Below are 16,066 nucleotides of genomic sequence, written 5' to 3' on the forward strand. Positions count from 1 at the left end.
TTAGGCCAGGGAAGGGCGCGTCCTGAAATCGTCGCTCTTGCGATGCAGCCCTGTCCAATGCAGAGCGTCGGCCATGACGGCGAGCCAGCTTCAGGATCTTCTTGTCAAACAGCTCATGCGCAAGGCCGGCGGCAGCCAGCGGCGGTGGCGCGCCGTTATCGGACCGATCAAGGTGCACGACGCCGCCACACATGCGCATTGTAACTGGTCGGTCGCGCCCTCAGGCACCTCGCGCGAGATCGGGGAAGTCGAGCGCCTGCTGGACACGGTGCGGCTCGAGCGGCCGATCGTCGCTGCCGGTTAGGAGCAGGTCGGGCAGGGGCGCTCGATCGGTCGTGATCGCGGCGAGTTCACATTTTGTTCGAGCCTTGCTATGTGGCTCATGTGAGCGATGCACCTGTCCGGAAGATCATTCACATCGACATGGATGCGTTCTTCGCGTCGGTGGAGCAGCGCGACGATCCTGTGCTTCGCGGCCGCCCAGTGGCGGTCGGCTATGGCGGGCGGCGCGGTGTCGTTGCGGCAGCAAGCTATGAGGCGCGGGCCTTCGGCGTGCGCTCAGCCTTGCCATCGGTCACGGCGCTGCGCCGCTGCGCCGAGCTTGTCTTCGTGCCGCCCCGGTTCGACGTCTATCGTTCGGTGTCTGCCCAGATCCACGCGATCTTTGCCGACTACACTGAACTCATCCAGCCGCTATCGCTCGACGAGGCTTATCTCGACGTCACGGACAATCGCCGCGGCATCGCGACCGCATGGGCGACCGCAAAGGAAATCCGGGCGCGCATCCTTGAGGAGACTGGTATCACCGCCTCAGCCGGCATCTCCTACAACAAGTTCCTGGCGAAGCTCGCCTCGGATCACCGCAAGCCCAATGGGCAGTTTGCGGTAACACCTGACATGGGTGCCGCCTGGGTCGAGGACCTGCCGGTCACTAAATTTCATGGCATTGGACCGGTGACCGCGGCGAAGATGAAACGGCTCGGCATCGAGACCGGCGGCGATCTGAGGGCGCAATCGCGCGAGTTCCTGGTCGCCAATTTCGGGAGCTCAGCCGAATGGTATTTCGGCATCGCTCGCGGGATCGACGACCGGCCCGTCAACCCCAACCGCGAGCGCAAGTCGTCAGGTTCCGAGACGACTTTCGAGCGTGATCTGGTCGACCCAGCGGAGATCGAGGCCGGCGTGCTGCGCATGGCCGACGATGTCGCGGCCTGGTGCGCCGATCGCGGCATGTTCGGGCGCACCGTGACGGTCAAAGCCAAGTTCGCTGACTTCCGGCAGGTCACGCGCAGCCGGACTGCCGCGCGTCCAGTGCGTGATCCGGGCGACTTGCGGCGCACCAGCGTCGAACTCATCCGTACGCTCTACCCGCCGACGATGGGCATTCGGCTGGTCGGTGTGACGGTCTCCAACTTCGAGCGTGAGGCCTCCGAACCGCTGCCGCTGCTCGATCTCAAAGGCTGATCACTCCGGTTGCTGGTCGTCTCTCGGCGGAGATCAAGTCCGATCACCAGCTTGCCGTCCGGTTGCGACAGTCACCTCTCCTATGGCATCGGCAATCAGATCGGGGAGAAAAAAGCCAGGTCCTTCCGAGTGCCAGAGTGCCACACTCGCTACGCGCCACCTCCGGCGCCAGTTATGAAGGTCGCGGGCAGGCCACGGTCGCGAGCTTCCGCTTTCCATCGCACCGATCCGAACGGTCGCTCGAGCATACGCCGGATGCGAACAGGCTCACCGCCGATCTGAAACGCGCTGGCCTGGTCCTCCAGCGAGCGCTCGCCCGCCGTGGGCCGGTTACGCATGCGCAGGAAGTCGATCCAGGTCGGAAAATGAAAGCGTTCGACCCACAGCTCGGGCTCGGCCAGGTCACGCGCGATTGACCAGGCGTAGGCGCCATTGCGCTGCCGGCTGAGCTGGACCTGCTGCATGATGCGGTAGAAGGGACGCGCGTCGTCAAGCGCAACGCGATATTCCAGCTCGATCACGACGGGTCCGCTGCGATGCGTCACGGCCAGCTTTACCGTCGGATCGGGCAAATCCGGCGATGCACTCGCGCCGTCGCTTCGAGCCTCCTCCATCTTCCAGCGCAGTCCGAACAGGATCGAGGCGAGAATGCCTGCCGCCGAGATCAGCAGCGCCGTCTGGACATCGGTTGAATCGGCGACCGCGCCCCAACCCAGGCTTCCGATGGCAATGCCCCCGGCAATGCTCGCCTGGAAGGTTGCGAGCGCGCGTCCCGCGACCCAACGCGGCACCGGCAGCTGCACTGCGATATTAAGCGCCGTCGTCGCGAGCATCCAGCCGCCGCCTGCCACCGCAAGCGCAACGCAGGTCAGGAATTCGCTCCGGCTGAACGCGATCGTGCAGGTCGCGGCGCTCAGAATGATCGTGGCGACGCGGACGACACCTTCGGAGCCAAGCCTAAGCTTGAGGCGCGCGACGCTGAACGCGCCAGCGACCGCGCCCACGCCATAGGAGCCGAGCAGCACGCCAAAGGTGCTCGCCTGCGCATTGAGAAGGTCTCGGGCAACCAGCGGCATCAGCGCGGTTACGGAGCCCGCCAGCAAGCCGAGCAGCAGCGCTCGGCCGATGACGATGCGAATGGCCGGCGAGTGCAGGATGTAGCGAATGCCGGAGATCAGGGCGCGATTGAGCCGTTCGGGGGGCAGGCGGGATGGCTCATGCGTCTTGCTCGAGGCAAGAAGCACACCCAGCATCGGCAGATACAGCAGCGCACTCGCGCCAAAGGACGCCACCGCGCCGGCAGCGGCGACGATGACGCCGCCCAGGGCAGGGCCGAAGCTTCGCGCGATGTTGAAGCTGATACTGTTCAGCGCCACGGCAGCGGCCAGGCTCTCGACCGGCACCTGCTCGCCAGCTGACGACTGCCATGCTGGCCAGAACAAGGCCATGCCGCAGCCGATGGCGAAGCAGAACGCCAGGATGGCGATCGCCGACACCTCGCCCAGCAGTGACAGGATGAAGAGCAGGCTCACCGCCGTAAGCGAGATCAACAGCGCAACGATCGAAACCGTACGGCGATCGTACATGTCGGCAATCGCCCCGGCCGGGATAGCGATCAGGAGTACCGGGAGCATCGTGGCCGTCTGCACCAGCGCCACGAGCGTCGCGCTGCTGCTCAATTCGGTCATTGCCCAAGCAGCGCCGACGCCCTGGATCAGCAATCCGAGGTTGGAGAGCAGGCTTGCCAGCCAGATGTTGCGGAAGCGGGCATAGCGCAATGGCGCGATCATGCTGCCTGGTCTGGGCTGTCCGAGCGACGTCATGAGCGGTTCTGCACTTGCTAAAGCCCTCCCGACGCCTTGATCCGGCCCGTACTTGGCACGCCGGCTCTTGCCAATCGCATTGAGCCTCTAAAGATTTTTCATTGACCGGGTGTGGTGGAAACGCGGGCGAGCGCGCGCACAGTTGGTCAAGTAGCCGCCACATCCGTTGCCAGTCCGCGAGCGGCACAAGCCGATATAGCGGCCGTCAAATCCGCGTGGATGCCGGCAACTGTAAATAGGCGATGATATCCCGGCCGCGCGTGCTTTTGAGAAAGTCGCACACACCACTCGCATGGGTAAGCGACCTTGCCCCGGTTCTGACGCTCGTCAATCTTGCGTAAGGATGGCTGAGCGGGTAGCCCTGCTCTCAGGCGTGAGCAGCTATTGGCCTTCAAGCTCCCAAGGCAGCGCCAGATACAGGTCGCGGACGAGAGCGAAGCGCGGAGCGAATACGGGCAAATCTGCGATTTCGAGCTTGAGCGTATTCCATTCGCGCTCGGCCCGTTCCGCGACTTCAGGATCGTTGATGGAGTTGCTGTCCGGCGTGATATTACGAGTCCGGCATTTTTCACGCAAGGTGGCGAGGATCTGCTCACGCGCTTCCGCACTTGGCGGATTGGCTTCGATCAAAAAGGCGATATCGTAGACGTCTTGACGCCGATTGCGGTTGCGGATCGGTTGTTGCAGCAATGCGCGGAGCTTTTCTGCAATCAGTTCCTCTGCGGTGAAGGCTTGCACTGCCACGTCGGCGCGGCCGAGGTTGAGTTCCTGAAAGGCATAGACTTGGTCGCGAAAACTGACCTCGACAATGAGGATCCGCCCGGCACGACCTTCCGCAAGCGCCGTTTCCTGTTTCGTACCGCGCTCGGCCGAGGCAATTCGCAATTCGAGTGCTGGGAAGTCGGCACCTTCGAACAGCTCGGGCTTGGGGCGCCGCTTGAGCCCTTGCACGCGGCAGATCAAGTCGAGATATCCCAGTCTGATTGCCGCGGTAGGCAATTTGGCGTCGAGTTCGGCGCGTAGCAATTCAGCAAACCCGTCGGGTTCCACTGTTGCCGAGAAGTCGACGTCGCCTGTTCCGCGCCGCGATCCGAAGGCGATCGCCATTAAGGTGCCGCCCTTGAGGACCAAGCTCTCCTTTAGTGAGGGTGACAGGCCGATCGCAGCAAGTACGATCTCGGTGACCTGGCGATCACGGTAGAGTTGTGGATCGGCGCGCGCGCGTTCCACCCAGGCGCGAATATCGACATCGACAGTATCGACCGGGGCGTCGGAGGGCAGGACGGGCTCAGACATTCAGTGCGATCATCCATTTTTCGGAGTAGGTATTGCCATATGCCGCCTGGGGATCGAGCTTCCGTGAACCGCCGCGCTGCGCACACGCGGTCCAGCGCGCGATACGCGGATCGGTGAGACTGAGCATTTCGTCTAGAATGTAGCCAGCGCGAACTTTGACGATCGGGCTATCGACGGCATCAACCGCTGCCACGATATCGGGCAGCCAGTCTTCGCTATGGCGTTCGAAGCAATCCAGCACGTGCTGGATGCCGCCGCACAAGGCCGGCTGGTCGAGCATGTCGACAAAAACCCGGCCGATCGGCGCAATCTTGGCAATGGTGCCGGCAATTGGGGTGGGATCTGCAGGGTGTTTGGATTCGTGCATCACGACAGACCGGCGGCGGACCTGCGATTTGACGCCGATACGGATCAGCGGCGGCAAATTGACCATGTCGAACTCTTCTTCATAATCATCTTCCATCCGCGCGTCGCGCAATTGCGTCCATAACGGCCGCGCTGGGGTGGTCATGTGCAATGCCTCAGGGGCGCGGTCGGTAAGGCCGTAACGCTGCATTGCCGAGAGATGCGAGATGTAGGCGAAGGGGTCGACCATCACGATCGCTTCTTCTGCGGTCGGGGCGTTAGACGCCTGGATGACACGCCAGACGCCGGCCTTGAAATCATCGTCCGATGCGAGGATCCGCTTCTTCTCGAGCGTACGGATCATAGCGCGCAGCTGCGTATGCTTCCAGTAGCTGGGGAGACGGATGATTGCCTCGCCGGCATAACTACCTTGCACCAGTATCGGGCGCACGCGCTGATAAAGGCTATACTCGGTAACCAGCGGCAGATTGTCGTCGGTCAGCAGTCGAATAATTGCCTGACTAAGATACATCGACATCAGTATCGAACTCCATACGTCCTTAGGACGTATGGAGTTCGATACAGGAATCGTCAAGTAGTTTGTGCGAGTTGCGGCCTGCTGCAAAGTGGTTGCAACGCAGTATCAGATGTCCTATGTCCTTAGGACATAGGACATCTGATACGTGTCTTTGTTCCCGTTAAGCGACGGCTATGGCCTGCGTTGAAACCCTCCCGTTCCTCAGCGATGCCACGACGCAAAATCTAACGGGCGAAACGGGACACCTTGAACAGGCCGTGCTTGGTGCGCTCGCTCTTGCCAATTGCGTTGCGGCTCTATCGCAATTTCAGTTGGCAGGATGTGGTGGAAATCTCGGCGACCACGCGCGCAGGCAGATCGTCAAAGAAGCCGCCGCATCCGCTGCAATGCCGTGAGCGGCACCAAGCCGACATAGCGGCTGTCAAATCCGCGAGGGTGCCTGGAACCGACATAGACATATCCCGGGGGAATGACGCCGTGCCAGCGCGCATGTTCGAGCCGCAAGCCTCTAGGGCCCACCGGGAAGCTTACGCCGAGGAGAGAGCCATTGCAGTAGAAATGGCCGGTACGGCGGTTCGCCGGAAAGGGGGCGGGCTGCTCGACCAGGGTGAGCCGTTCGCCAGGCAGGCAGAGCGCATATTTGGTCGCGCTGACAGGTTGGGGTCCCACCGCTGGATGCGAGAGCATGAACTGGACGAGATCCCCCTTGTGGATCGTACCGGGGGCCGGGCTGACGATCCAGGCATCGACCGACGGACTCATCACCAGCGTAATCCGGGGCAGTACCCAGGCGCCGCCGAGGGACACCGGCAGGGTCGTGGCGAGCGCGAGGAGCAGCCGGCGGGGCCGAGCGGGCTGGTCTGCTTGCTCCCCGCCGAGCGCAACCGCCGCCTGCCGCGGTAGGCGGGCGAGCGCCCGAGCCAGTGCGAAGATCAGGCTAAGCGCCGCCCAGCAGAGCCTGAACATTCTTGACCTCGACTTCACCGCCGATGCGGCGATACTCCTCAATCAGGCCCGAAAGCGCGGCATCGCCATAAACGATATGGGCTGCGCGCGGGCTATCCGCCTCGCGCTCGCAATAGGGCTGCGCTGGATCGCTGGGGATCATGGCAAGCGCGGGCACACGGGCAATGCCATGCTGGCGGAAGACGAGCGGATCGATGATGATCTGCACGTTGCGCATCGCACAGGCCGGACCCTCGCAGCCAGGGTCGATCCGAAGGATCTGCGTACTGAGCTTGGCCATTGGCCCCATCTTGCGCATGCCGCCCGGCATGCCGCGAAATGCCAGCACGCCCTTGGCTCGTTCGAGCTGCTGAGCATAGGCGCGCAGGACCGGCAAAGGCATCGAGGAGGAGACGAACAGCACCGGCACCCAGCTCGATGGCGGTCGCGTGACCGCCTTGGCGACGGCATCCATCTCGGCCGGCTGAAGACCCAGCGCTTCGCGCAAGCGCTCGGCCATATGCTCGCGTTGCGCCGCAAACTGCGTTTCGGCCGCGGCCCGCGCGGCGCGTGCGCGTTGGTCGATTTCGGGCGAGATGCGATGCTTGCGCAACCCTTCAAAGGCGCGCTGGCGCGAGTGGGGGTCGGGTCGTGCGGACAGGTTGGGGCCGCGGGTTGTGGACTCCTGCAGCTTCGCCTTGCCGACGGCCTTCTCGAGCCGCTGCATCGCGGTGCCGCCTTCGCGCTCGATCCGGCTCTTCGCCGTGTCCTGAGCAAGCGCCGCTCCGCCAACCAGCGTGAGCGCGAGCCCAAACGCGCTACTCGCCGATGGCCTTGAGATAGGCATCGATCTTGTCCTTCATCTGGATCTGAATTTGGTCCTGCGCGCGCGACTCGATCTCGGAATAATATTGGCTAAGATCCATCTTGCTGAAGTCGAGCGCCTGGAATTCCTCGGGTGTGAAGCCGCGGCAAAGCGGCTTTTTGGGCGTGCCCCAGCCGACGCCGTTGAACGATTTGAGTTGCGGACGGCCCTGCTCCTGGATGATGCGGCCAAGCTTGGTGTTGAAGCAGCAATGGCCGCGAGCCTTTTGCAGACAGATGCCGAGGAAGCTCGAGGTGCAATAGCTGCCGACCTCATGGCACATGCCAGAGCTGCGCAGCATGGCCGTTTCCATATCTTGGCTGTCACAGCCGTTGAACAGGAACTCGATCATGAAGTTGATCGCCAGGCTGATCGCGAGCGAGGTTGGGTCGAACCCGGCGATCAACGCGCTCGCGCCGGCGTTGGCCGCCTGACTGGCGGTCGCACCCGCCTTGAACGCTGCGAACGCGGCACTCATCCCGTTGAACACCCCCTTGGCGACCGCGATCTTGGTGCTCAGCGAGGTCAGCTGTGAGCCCATGCCATCCTTGATGATCTTGCCCTTGTCACGGCAACAGCTGGCGAAGGTCACGCTGAGACCGGGCGGTCGACAGCGCATCGCGCGCCCGCTGAAGATCTCGATCCGGCCCATGCAGTTGCCATCGGCATCGATGCCGCCGTCAGCCGGGGTGCCTGGATCGTCGATCGGCGGTACTTCTTCGATCGGGGTGACGCTGGGGTCGGCGCACTGGTTTGGCGAACAGGTCGGCGTGGATCCGCCGATCGGCACCGCGCAACCATGTTGGGGTCCGAGCGGGCAGGCATATTGGCCTTGGACGTCGGTGACGCAGGCCGTCTGCTGGAGCGGGCATTGCCAGCCCGAGGGCAAGGTAGCGATGCATGATGCGACCTCGCCGGCATCGGCCGCATCGCCATTCCCGTTGAGGTCAGCGGCGCAGATCTGGCTTGCTCCGCCAGACGATAGTTGAGGTCCAAGGGCAGGGCTTGGGGCGGGCGCAGAGTAAGACTTGGGCATTGGGGCCGTCGCAGGCGGCGGCTCCGGCTGTGAATCTGGATCGGGGTTCCATAGGGCGGGCAGCACCGGCGCTTTCGGACCGCTCTGGCCGGTTTCCGTCGGGAGCCTCGGATTGACCTGGAGCGCGAACGAGCTTGGCCGCGATGACAACGCGCCTGTGTCAGCGCTGGCTGCTGCCCAAGCGGTCTGGGTCATGACGATGAACGCCATCAACGCCAGCAGGAGCAGGGCAACGCGGGTTGGCGTGAACCAGTGCCGCTCCATCATTGCGGCGCCGCGGTGCAGGTAAGATCGGCGCCGGCGAGGCGCACGGTCTGCATCATCACTACCGCCTCGGGAAAATCATTGAGGCAGCCACAGGCGGAGACCAGTTCCTCGCCGGGTCCGAGCGGGCATCGATTATCGTCTCCGCAACTATGGTAGAACGTGTCGAACGACGCCGGGTCGTTCTGGCGGCTGCCAACCACACCTTGTGGCGCGGCGGCGGTGTTGATCGTCGGTGCCCGGGTCTTGCAGATGGGTTCGCAGGCCGGGACTGGGCCTCGCGCGGGCAGGCTGAAGGGCCTGATGCTCTCTTGCGTGCCGCCATCTGCGGTCCGCACGCGATCGGCGAGCAGTGCCTCGGTCGAGCGGTCGAGGATATAGGTGCCACGGCTAAGATCAGGTGCCGGCAGTGCGCTGCTGTCAATTTCGCAGGTATAAACGCGGTCGCGCTGGAAGAAATCTCGCTGCAGCTCGACCGGGCAGGCCGAGGTGCCGAACTGCCGCCGCTGCGGCAGCGGATGGAGGCCCGTCTTCACGCCGTTGCGAAATGTCTGCACGCTATCGACATGCTCGCTGTCGAGGCGGCACTTGCGATCGCTGGCAATCGCAGTGCAGCGGTCGACGAGCCGTTCGCCGAACTTGCAGCTGTCGTCGAGCTCGAGCTGGATGCGCGCCATGGCCTCACCGCCATCGGCGACCGCGACGCGCAGCCAGACCTCATGATCGCCCTTGCTGAGCCAAGGCTTCAGATCAACATTGGGGGCTGCATGGAAGGCGCCGTTGCGCTCGCATTTTGCGGGCGGGTGGCCTTCGCTGGTCCAAGGGCTTGGTCCTGAGGCGATGAGTTGGCCATCGATCCGCACTTGCGCCCAGTCATCGCCAAAATATTCGATGAGCCGTGCAGAGGTGATGCGTTCGGGCTGTTCGACGCGCAGCGTCATGCGAAAGTCGAACAGGCTGCAGTTGCCGCCCTCGAGCGAATTGTTGGCGGGCGACCCCATCAGGAACTCGACCGACTTGCCATAGCGGTTGGTGGCATAGCCGCCGGAAACGCGCTGCACGATAACGTCGATGCTTGCACCGGTGACGCTGACTTGCCGCTCGATCGTGCATTGCCGCAGCTGCTGTGCTTTCCCAAGTCCAGCGGGCGAACCGGAGAGTGCCTGAAACACCGAGCTGCTCGCCGAGACCGCCTGCGCATCGCCGGCAATGGTCGTGGGCGTGGCGCGATAGGCGAGCTGGGACAAGGCGGGACTGTTCGTGCAGGCCGTCGCCTGCGCCCCGACATAGCGGATCATCGCGCCTTCGATCAGCGCTTGCGCGACACCGATTCGCGGATCGGCGGTGGTCAGCGCGCCGATCATGCCGCCGCCCAGGTCGCGCAGCACGCCGGGCATATTGCTCCAGGCGAGGTTCGCGCCGCAGCTGGCGTTGATGCAGTAGCAGCCGGCGAGTTCGGGCATGGCGGCCTCGGCGAGCTTTAGGTTCCGTGCGCTGTCCACGTCCCAGCGATAGGTGCGGCAGCCGCTCCAGCTGCCGGGCTGGCACGAGATGATGCCGTTGGCGCACAAGCCCGAGACCGGCACCGGCAGGGTCGAGCGGCTGTCGATCGTGCCGTCGAGATCCACGTCGCGCGCAACCTGCACCGCGCCGAGGTCGCCGGTCGGCGAGGGCTGGACCAGAATTTCTAGCAGGCTCGCGGTCTTCTGGCAGGCGAGGTTGGTCTCGAAGCTGCGCTTGGCATCGACCGTGCTGATCGGCTGCCCGGCAAGGCCCGGCGTCACATAGTTGCGCTGGATCGCATCGCTATCGCTCGACCTTGCCCGCGAGGCTGCCGCGGCCGCGCGCGCTCGGTCTTCCATGCTCTGGGCGAGTGCGACGTCTGAAACTGCAAGAAGGACCAGCGCGGCCGCCGAAACGGCGCAGGCCGGGGAGGCGAGCCTTGGCCGTCGGAGGAAAGGTGCGGCCGCGCTGGCCAGGGGTGGAGCGACGCCGCCGGGGGGAAGCGGCGCCGCTCCTGTCCCGCATGCGCGCCAGCGGCCGTCCAGGCCTTGGCGGGCAGACCGTACGTTACCGGCTGCGCACACGAGACGTCGGGGAAGCAACCTGCTCATGGCACCGGAATTCCGGCGCAGCAGATCACCTTTTCGAACAACATGAATTGAGCATTGTCTTCACCGGGCGCGTGCTTGCCGCTCGTCCAGAGCGCGCCCGGCCGCCCGATATTGACGCATTTGCCGGCCTTGACCGGCTCCATCAGCTGAAGTTTGTAACGGGACTTGGTCCAGATCGGGCTCGGCGTGAACGAGCAGCCATCGGGCGAGCTGATCGTCAGCGCGCCGAGCCGTCCCATCATGAAGGTGCCACGCGCGGCCAGGCCTGCCCAAGCCTCGACGCTGTCGCCAAAATGGATGTCGCCGGCGATCGGGTAGGTAGAGCCCCAACTGCCCATGCACCAGAAGAGCGGATCGATGACCTTGCCCGCTGCCGCGGCGGCGCTGTCCGCCATGCAGGCAAGGCCAGCTGCAGGATTGCCGAACAGGATCGCCTCGGGCTGGATGATCGCGCCGAGCGTCGCCGATTGCCAGGTCGGCAGTACTTCAGTGATCAGCGCGACGTCGAACCCGTCATTCTCGAGGCACGGCAGATCCGTGAACATGTCGAGCATCGCCCAGACCGGCGAGATATAATAATGCAGCTGCGCGAACATCTTGCGCGTGTTCGTTCCGTCAGAAATTGAGGACTGGCTCCCCTGGAGCTTGCCGCCGGTGGCCATCAGATCGGCGCCAAGCGCCATCATGCAGCCGGGCTCGGTGACGACATCGATCATGCGATTGGGCGACCAGTAGGAGACTTTCACTCCGAACCAGACTTCGAGTCCCTTGCGACACGCGCAAAGCGGCTTGGACGCTGATTGCGCGTCGAGCGCCTTGTCGAGCTTGTCGTGCGTGCCGACCCGCACGCCGCCGATCGAGATCGGAAAGATGCAGTTCCAGCGCACTTTGGTGATCGGGTTGAACATCGTCCCCGCCTTGCACTTGGAAGCTTGCGCCTCGCCGGGAAGTGCAAACGGCGCGGCAATGCCAAGTGCAAGCGCCGCCAGCAGCGCACGAGTTCGAGCGATCATTTCGCTGCCTCCCGCTGCGGGGTGGCGATGCCGGCCGAGCGGCTTTTCGGGCCGATCTCGGTCAGGATGAGCTTGTGACCTGATTGAGCGACGATCACTGGCGCGACCGTCAAGCCAAGCCGTTCCTTCACCCGCTCCTCGAGCAAATATATGGCGCGTCCGGTGCGCTCTCCGAGTTCGATTGCGTCCCCCGCGGTGACGATCACGAAGTCCGATGTGCGCGCGGTGCGCAGCGCCCAGGGCAGATCCCGCGGGTGGACGACCACCAGCCGCTGCGGCAGCTTCACATAGCTGAGCGGGTTGAAGCTGTAGCCCTTGGGATAGATGAGCCGACCATCGGGCAACTTGATGTCGAATTCGAGCGTGTGGAAGGGCACGACGGCGCGGGTACGATCGACCGACGCGACGCCGAGCGACGCGGCGCGTAGCGCCGACCAATTGGCGCGCGGACCGAACTGCCGGCTCATGTCCTTTGGCAGGGTGGCGACCTTCGCCTCGATCTCCGCCAGGGCATCAGGCTCGGCGATCGGCCAGACGCGCCCGATGGTGGAGGTTCCGGTTTTAGCAGGTTGGGGGGTATTTGCCGCCACGCCGGTGATCCCGATCACGGCGGCCCCCGCGAGCAAAGCCGCCACGGTCAGGCCCTGGAGGATGGCGAGGCGCAGGCTCGGTTCAGCGATCATCGCCGCCTCCGAAATCCTCGGCGGTCGGCAGCCCGCACAGCGCGACCAGGAACGATGCGCCGGACACAAAGGTCACCAGCCAGATGATCCAGCGCAGGTCGAGCGCCAGATCGGGGCGAAGCATCACGAGGTACAGCTCGATGAACAGCAGCACATAGCTGCCGATCATCAGCCGCAGCGCGGCGGGCGACGGATCGGGCGAAGCCAGGCCGTTCACTTGCTCCTCCACTGTCGGATGCGATCGACGAGCCGAGCAATGCCGGCCGTCAGACCAAGCGCGAGCATGCCCGCAGCGAAACAGGCGGCACCAGCAAGCGTCGCGGCGCGGACGATCGTCTCGCTGGGCTGACGAGCGGCAAGCGCGAGCCCGGCGACGAGCCCAGCCAGCAGCAGCGATTCAATCGATATGATCCGGAGCCGCCAGAGAAACGCATCGGCTTCGAGGCGCTCGGCGGCGCGCTGCTCGACCAGCCGATCGAGATCGGCCCGGGAGTCAAAGCGGAGCGGCAGCTGGTCGGGATGGACGATCGATTTCTGGCGCATGACGCTCACGCTTCCCGCGCCGAGCCGGCGAAATGGCCAGCGCCAAGGATAGTCGCCGGATCGACTCCGGCCAGGCGGCAGACGGATTCGAGCGGTGACAGTCCCTGCCGGATCAGCGCATCGAACGCGGCGACCTCTTCGGGCGCCGAGGTGTTGATCCAGTAGGAGAAGGGATCGACGACCAAGCGCGCGATGCCGAGCCCCAAGGGCGAGTCGACGAACACCTCGCTGTAATTGGGCTTTGAGTTGCGGACCGATTTCAGCAGGTCGAGGACGAACCCGGAATAATCGAGGATCTTGTTGTCGACCGCCTTGTCGTAGGTCGAGCCCTGCAGCAGGAACCGGGTCGCGGCATTTTCGAGGATCACTTGCCCCGTGCCGCCGAACAGCTGGAGATCGTTCATCGACTGCAGCACGATTCCGAACGAGCCGCGATATTTGCGCGCGCGCCGATAGCCCTGGCCGAACGCCTCGGCGAGCCGCGAGAGATCCTGGCCTTCGGTGCGGGTCATGAACTGCGCGGCCTCGTCGCACAGCACGAAGCGCGGACGGTCGCGGGCGGACAGATACAGCTCCTGCGTGACCGCGTTGACCACCACCATCACGATGACGTTGAACAGGTCGGGCATCGACTTGAGGCGTTCGAGCTCGAGCACGACGAACTCGTCGTTGCGGATGTCGAAGGTCGACGGACCGTTGAAATAATGGCCGTAGGCGCCGTCCGACCCGAAATCGCGCAGGTTGAAGGCGAGCTCGCGCGCCATCGGTACGAGATGATCGACGCGATCGAGATCGCTGTGGGTCTGGGCGGGGTAGGTGCCGAGCCATTCGCGCACGGCATCGACGCCGCGATCGGCGCGACCGCTGTCGATCGCCCATTGCACGGCCGATTTGAGCAGATTCCACTGCGAGGTGGTCACGCCCGTGCGCGTCGAAGCGTTCGCCATCTCAGCGACGATCGCCACCGCCATGGTGATCGCCGACTGCTTGTCGTCACCGTCGAGCGCCAGCCCCATGTCGAAGGGGTTGAGCACCATCCGCTCTTCGCCGATGTCGATATAGCGGCCCGAGCACAGCGTGCAGAGCTTGCGGTAGCTGCCCCCGATATCGATGATGCGGATGAGCGCCGAGCAGGCATAATATTGCTGGCACAGATTGTTGAGCAGGAAGCTCTTGCCCGCGCCGCTCTCCGCCGAGACGATGAAATTGTAATTGTTGATTCGCGGGTCGAACAAGTCGAGCGTGACCAGCTGCCCCTTGCGTCCGGTATAGAGCAGTGCCGGGCGGCCGCCGCCGCGAAAATCGGTCTGGATCGGCGACATCAGCACCGCCGCCTTCACCGGCATGCGGAAGTCGCGCTCGAGCATGCGCAGCGTCGTGCGGTCAGCATAAAGCCCGAACGGCAGGCTCATCACGAGCAGCGTCGGGTTGAGATAGCTCTCCTCCTGCATCGAGAAGGGCAGTGGCTCGCTTTCCCATAGCCGCTTGGCGCGGGCGGCGAGCTCGCGGGCATGGTGGCGGTCGCGGCCGAACACCCACAAGGTCGGGATCACGCGGACGAATTTGGAGTTGCCCGCCTCGTCGAGGATCCAGCCAATCTCCTCGATCTGCTTGCCGACCTCGACCGCGAACGATCCGGCCGCCTTCTGAGCGGAAAGGATCTGCGCGCGCTTGTGAATTTCGAACTGCGAATGATCGAACAGGATATTGAGCGTGTAGAGAAACGGACCACCGACCTGGTCGCTATCCTCGGCGCTGCCGCGCATGCCGCCGAGCAGCCGGTTCGCCCGTTCGGCGGTAATGCGCCGCGCCGGCGCCTTGGGCGTGAGGCAGCGCGCGACCTGATTGCCAAGGAACACCTCGGGGCCTTCGAAGCTCAAATCTGGGCCGGCATCGATGATCTGCTTGGCGATCGGCGGCGCGCCTGGCGCTGTGCCGTCGGCGAAAACGCCGGGTGCGGCCTGGCTGATGCCGTTGAAGATGCGACGGTAGAAGGCGACCAGCTCTTCGGGCGCGAGCCGACGGATGCCAAGCTTGGCGAGCTGCTCCTCGACCTGCCGCCGCAGATCCTCATCAAGGCGCCGCCGTGTCTTGATCGAGAGGAAGGTGCGAAAGTTACGCACCGGAATGCCATGCAACGCCTTGAGGCCGTGTCGGCCCTCGCTGAGATAAGCTCGGGTCTGCCGCGCCGAAGCCTGGATCAGCGGGTCGTCGCGGGTCTTGAGGTCGAGAAAGGCGTCGAGCGTCTCGTCGATCAGCGGATCGGCAAAGGTGTGAAGCTGAAGCACTGTCCCGTCCGGGAAATGAATGTTGAGCAGCCCCTGCAGCGCGCTCTGCACATGCGTGAAGAGATAGGCGGTCGGGATGATCTCCCAGGCGTGGCCCCAACAATCGTCCACGCAGAGAAACGCTTCCGCTTCCGCGTCCCACGCGATCAGCGGCAGGAAATCGGAGAAGCTGTCGCGGCGCACATTGTTGCGCAGCCGCGAATAGCTGAGCGTGGAGGCGCGCGCGCTCATCGCCGTAGCTCCGGCGCCGGACGCTCCGCGGCATCGGCAGGCGTTTCCTGCAGCTGTCCAAGCACCGGCGCCTGGGCGGCGCGCGATGGCGCTGATACGAGCGTTCCGCCGACCACCCAGGCGGGCTTGTCCAGGATCGAGTAGATATAACGCGGCATGTACAGCCGGTCGGGTCGCTGGCGGTCGGCATAAGGCAGGATCAGGGTGCGCACGGTCCGCGCCGGCTTGAGCATCGGCGTTACCGGCGCTTCGAGCAGCCCCTTCATCTCGGCATAGAGGCTGTCGCGATAGCTGCCATAAGCCGTGGCCGGCGCCCTGCCGCGTCGCGGCTTCATGTCCGCTCCCACCTGATCGCGGAGGATCGTCCTGTCGTTGGTCACGCGGGGATCGGACTTGGAGATGACGCCGGCGACGGCATCGGCATAGGCTTGCTCAGGATGGACGCACTGGCCGTGATCGTCATTCTTGCAGCTGAACTTCTCGGAGTAAGGTGACATCACCGAGCCGAGCGTGGCGCAGCCCGGCAGCCACAGCATCGTCGCGGCGAGCAGAGTGGCCCGGGCGCAGGCTCGCACTGGCGCGTTGCGCATCTGGTTGCTTCCTGAACTTGGATGATGA

The 16,066-nt window shown here is 64.3% G+C and carries 15 protein-coding genes; 2 read left to right on the forward strand and 13 right to left on the reverse strand.

The features are described from left to right. The first annotated feature begins 73 nt into the window (after positions 1-73). Together BFL28_RS05055 and dinB are read left to right on the forward strand one after the other, a co-directional pair. Positions 74-304, forward strand: coding sequence for a hypothetical protein (locus BFL28_RS05055; RefSeq protein ID WP_069319525.1), 231 nt, complete (start codon positions 74-76; stop codon positions 302-304). Between the two features lie 80 nt (positions 305-384). Further along, on the forward strand, positions 385-1,464 hold the full coding sequence (gene dinB, locus BFL28_RS05060) for a DNA polymerase IV (RefSeq protein ID WP_079246942.1): 1,080 nt from the start codon (positions 385-387) through the stop codon (positions 1,462-1,464). Between the two features lie 149 nt (positions 1,465-1,613). On the opposite strand, the gene BFL28_RS05065 is transcribed toward dinB, so the two are convergent. From BFL28_RS05065 to BFL28_RS05125, 13 genes are all read right to left on the reverse strand, one after another. Continuing rightward, positions 1,614-3,254: an MFS transporter gene (locus BFL28_RS05065; protein WP_241527222.1), complete on the reverse strand. Its 1,641-nt coding sequence runs from the start codon at positions 3,252-3,254 to the stop codon at positions 1,614-1,616. 414 nt (positions 3,255-3,668) lie between these two features. Beyond that, positions 3,669-4,583 carry a nucleotidyl transferase AbiEii/AbiGii toxin family protein gene (locus tag BFL28_RS05070; protein WP_069319527.1) on the reverse strand — a complete coding sequence of 305 codons (915 nt, stop codon included), beginning with the start codon at positions 4,581-4,583 and terminating at the stop codon, positions 3,669-3,671. Then, positions 4,576-5,553 (reverse strand): type IV toxin-antitoxin system AbiEi family antitoxin domain-containing protein, encoded by a 978-nt coding sequence (locus tag BFL28_RS05075; protein ID WP_206599082.1) that lies wholly within the window; start codon positions 5,551-5,553, stop codon positions 4,576-4,578. Before BFL28_RS05075 ends, BFL28_RS05070 begins: the two co-directional genes overlap by 8 nt. A gap of 273 nt (positions 5,554-5,826) precedes the next feature. Next, positions 5,827-6,432 (reverse strand): S26 family signal peptidase, encoded by a 606-nt coding sequence (locus BFL28_RS05080; protein WP_069319529.1) that lies wholly within the window; start codon positions 6,430-6,432, stop codon positions 5,827-5,829. Continuing rightward, entirely contained in the window at positions 6,404-7,258 is an 855-nt protein-coding gene (locus BFL28_RS05085; protein WP_069319530.1) for a type-F conjugative transfer system pilin assembly protein TrbC, read from the reverse strand. The genes BFL28_RS05080 and BFL28_RS05085 overlap by 29 nt, the downstream gene beginning before the upstream one ends. Further along, a complete protein-coding gene (gene traN, locus BFL28_RS05090; protein ID WP_069319569.1) occupies positions 7,230-8,312 on the reverse strand; it encodes a conjugal transfer protein TraN in 1,083 nt (360 codons plus the stop codon). The genes BFL28_RS05085 and traN overlap by 29 nt, the downstream gene beginning before the upstream one ends. A 263-nt stretch (positions 8,313-8,575) precedes the next feature. Further along, positions 8,576-10,438: a hypothetical protein gene (locus BFL28_RS05095; RefSeq protein ID WP_069319531.1), complete on the reverse strand. Its 1,863-nt coding sequence runs from the start codon at positions 10,436-10,438 to the stop codon at positions 8,576-8,578. A 248-nt stretch (positions 10,439-10,686) separates the two neighbouring features. Next, on the reverse strand, positions 10,687-11,703 hold the full coding sequence (locus BFL28_RS05100) for a TraU family protein (RefSeq protein WP_069319532.1): 1,017 nt from the start codon (positions 11,701-11,703) through the stop codon (positions 10,687-10,689). Further along, positions 11,700-12,386 carry a conjugal transfer protein TraW gene (locus BFL28_RS05105; protein WP_241527223.1) on the reverse strand — a complete coding sequence of 229 codons (687 nt, stop codon included), beginning with the start codon at positions 12,384-12,386 and terminating at the stop codon, positions 11,700-11,702. The genes BFL28_RS05100 and BFL28_RS05105 overlap by 4 nt, the downstream gene beginning before the upstream one ends. After that, positions 12,376-12,603 (reverse strand): hypothetical protein, encoded by a 228-nt coding sequence (locus BFL28_RS05110; protein WP_069319533.1) that lies wholly within the window; start codon positions 12,601-12,603, stop codon positions 12,376-12,378. The genes BFL28_RS05105 and BFL28_RS05110 overlap by 11 nt, the downstream gene beginning before the upstream one ends. Further along, on the reverse strand, positions 12,600-12,938 hold the full coding sequence (locus BFL28_RS05115) for a hypothetical protein (RefSeq protein ID WP_131818605.1): 339 nt from the start codon (positions 12,936-12,938) through the stop codon (positions 12,600-12,602). The genes BFL28_RS05110 and BFL28_RS05115 overlap by 4 nt, the downstream gene beginning before the upstream one ends. After that, positions 12,935-15,448, reverse strand: coding sequence for a TraC family protein (locus BFL28_RS05120; RefSeq protein WP_069319535.1), 2,514 nt, complete (start codon positions 15,446-15,448; stop codon positions 12,935-12,937). The genes BFL28_RS05115 and BFL28_RS05120 overlap by 4 nt, the downstream gene beginning before the upstream one ends. After that, the gene (locus BFL28_RS05125; RefSeq protein WP_069319536.1) at positions 15,445-16,038 is read right to left on the reverse strand and encodes a TraV family lipoprotein; all 594 of its coding nucleotides are present in this window, start codon (positions 16,036-16,038) and stop codon (positions 15,445-15,447) included. Before BFL28_RS05125 ends, BFL28_RS05120 begins: the two co-directional genes overlap by 4 nt. Positions 16,039-16,066 lie beyond the last annotated feature (28 nt).

Origin of the sequence: Sphingomonas turrisvirgatae (genome assembly GCF_001721295.1) — a bacterium.
Classification (GTDB): Bacteria; Pseudomonadota; Alphaproteobacteria; order Sphingomonadales; family Sphingomonadaceae; genus Sphingomonas; species Sphingomonas turrisvirgatae.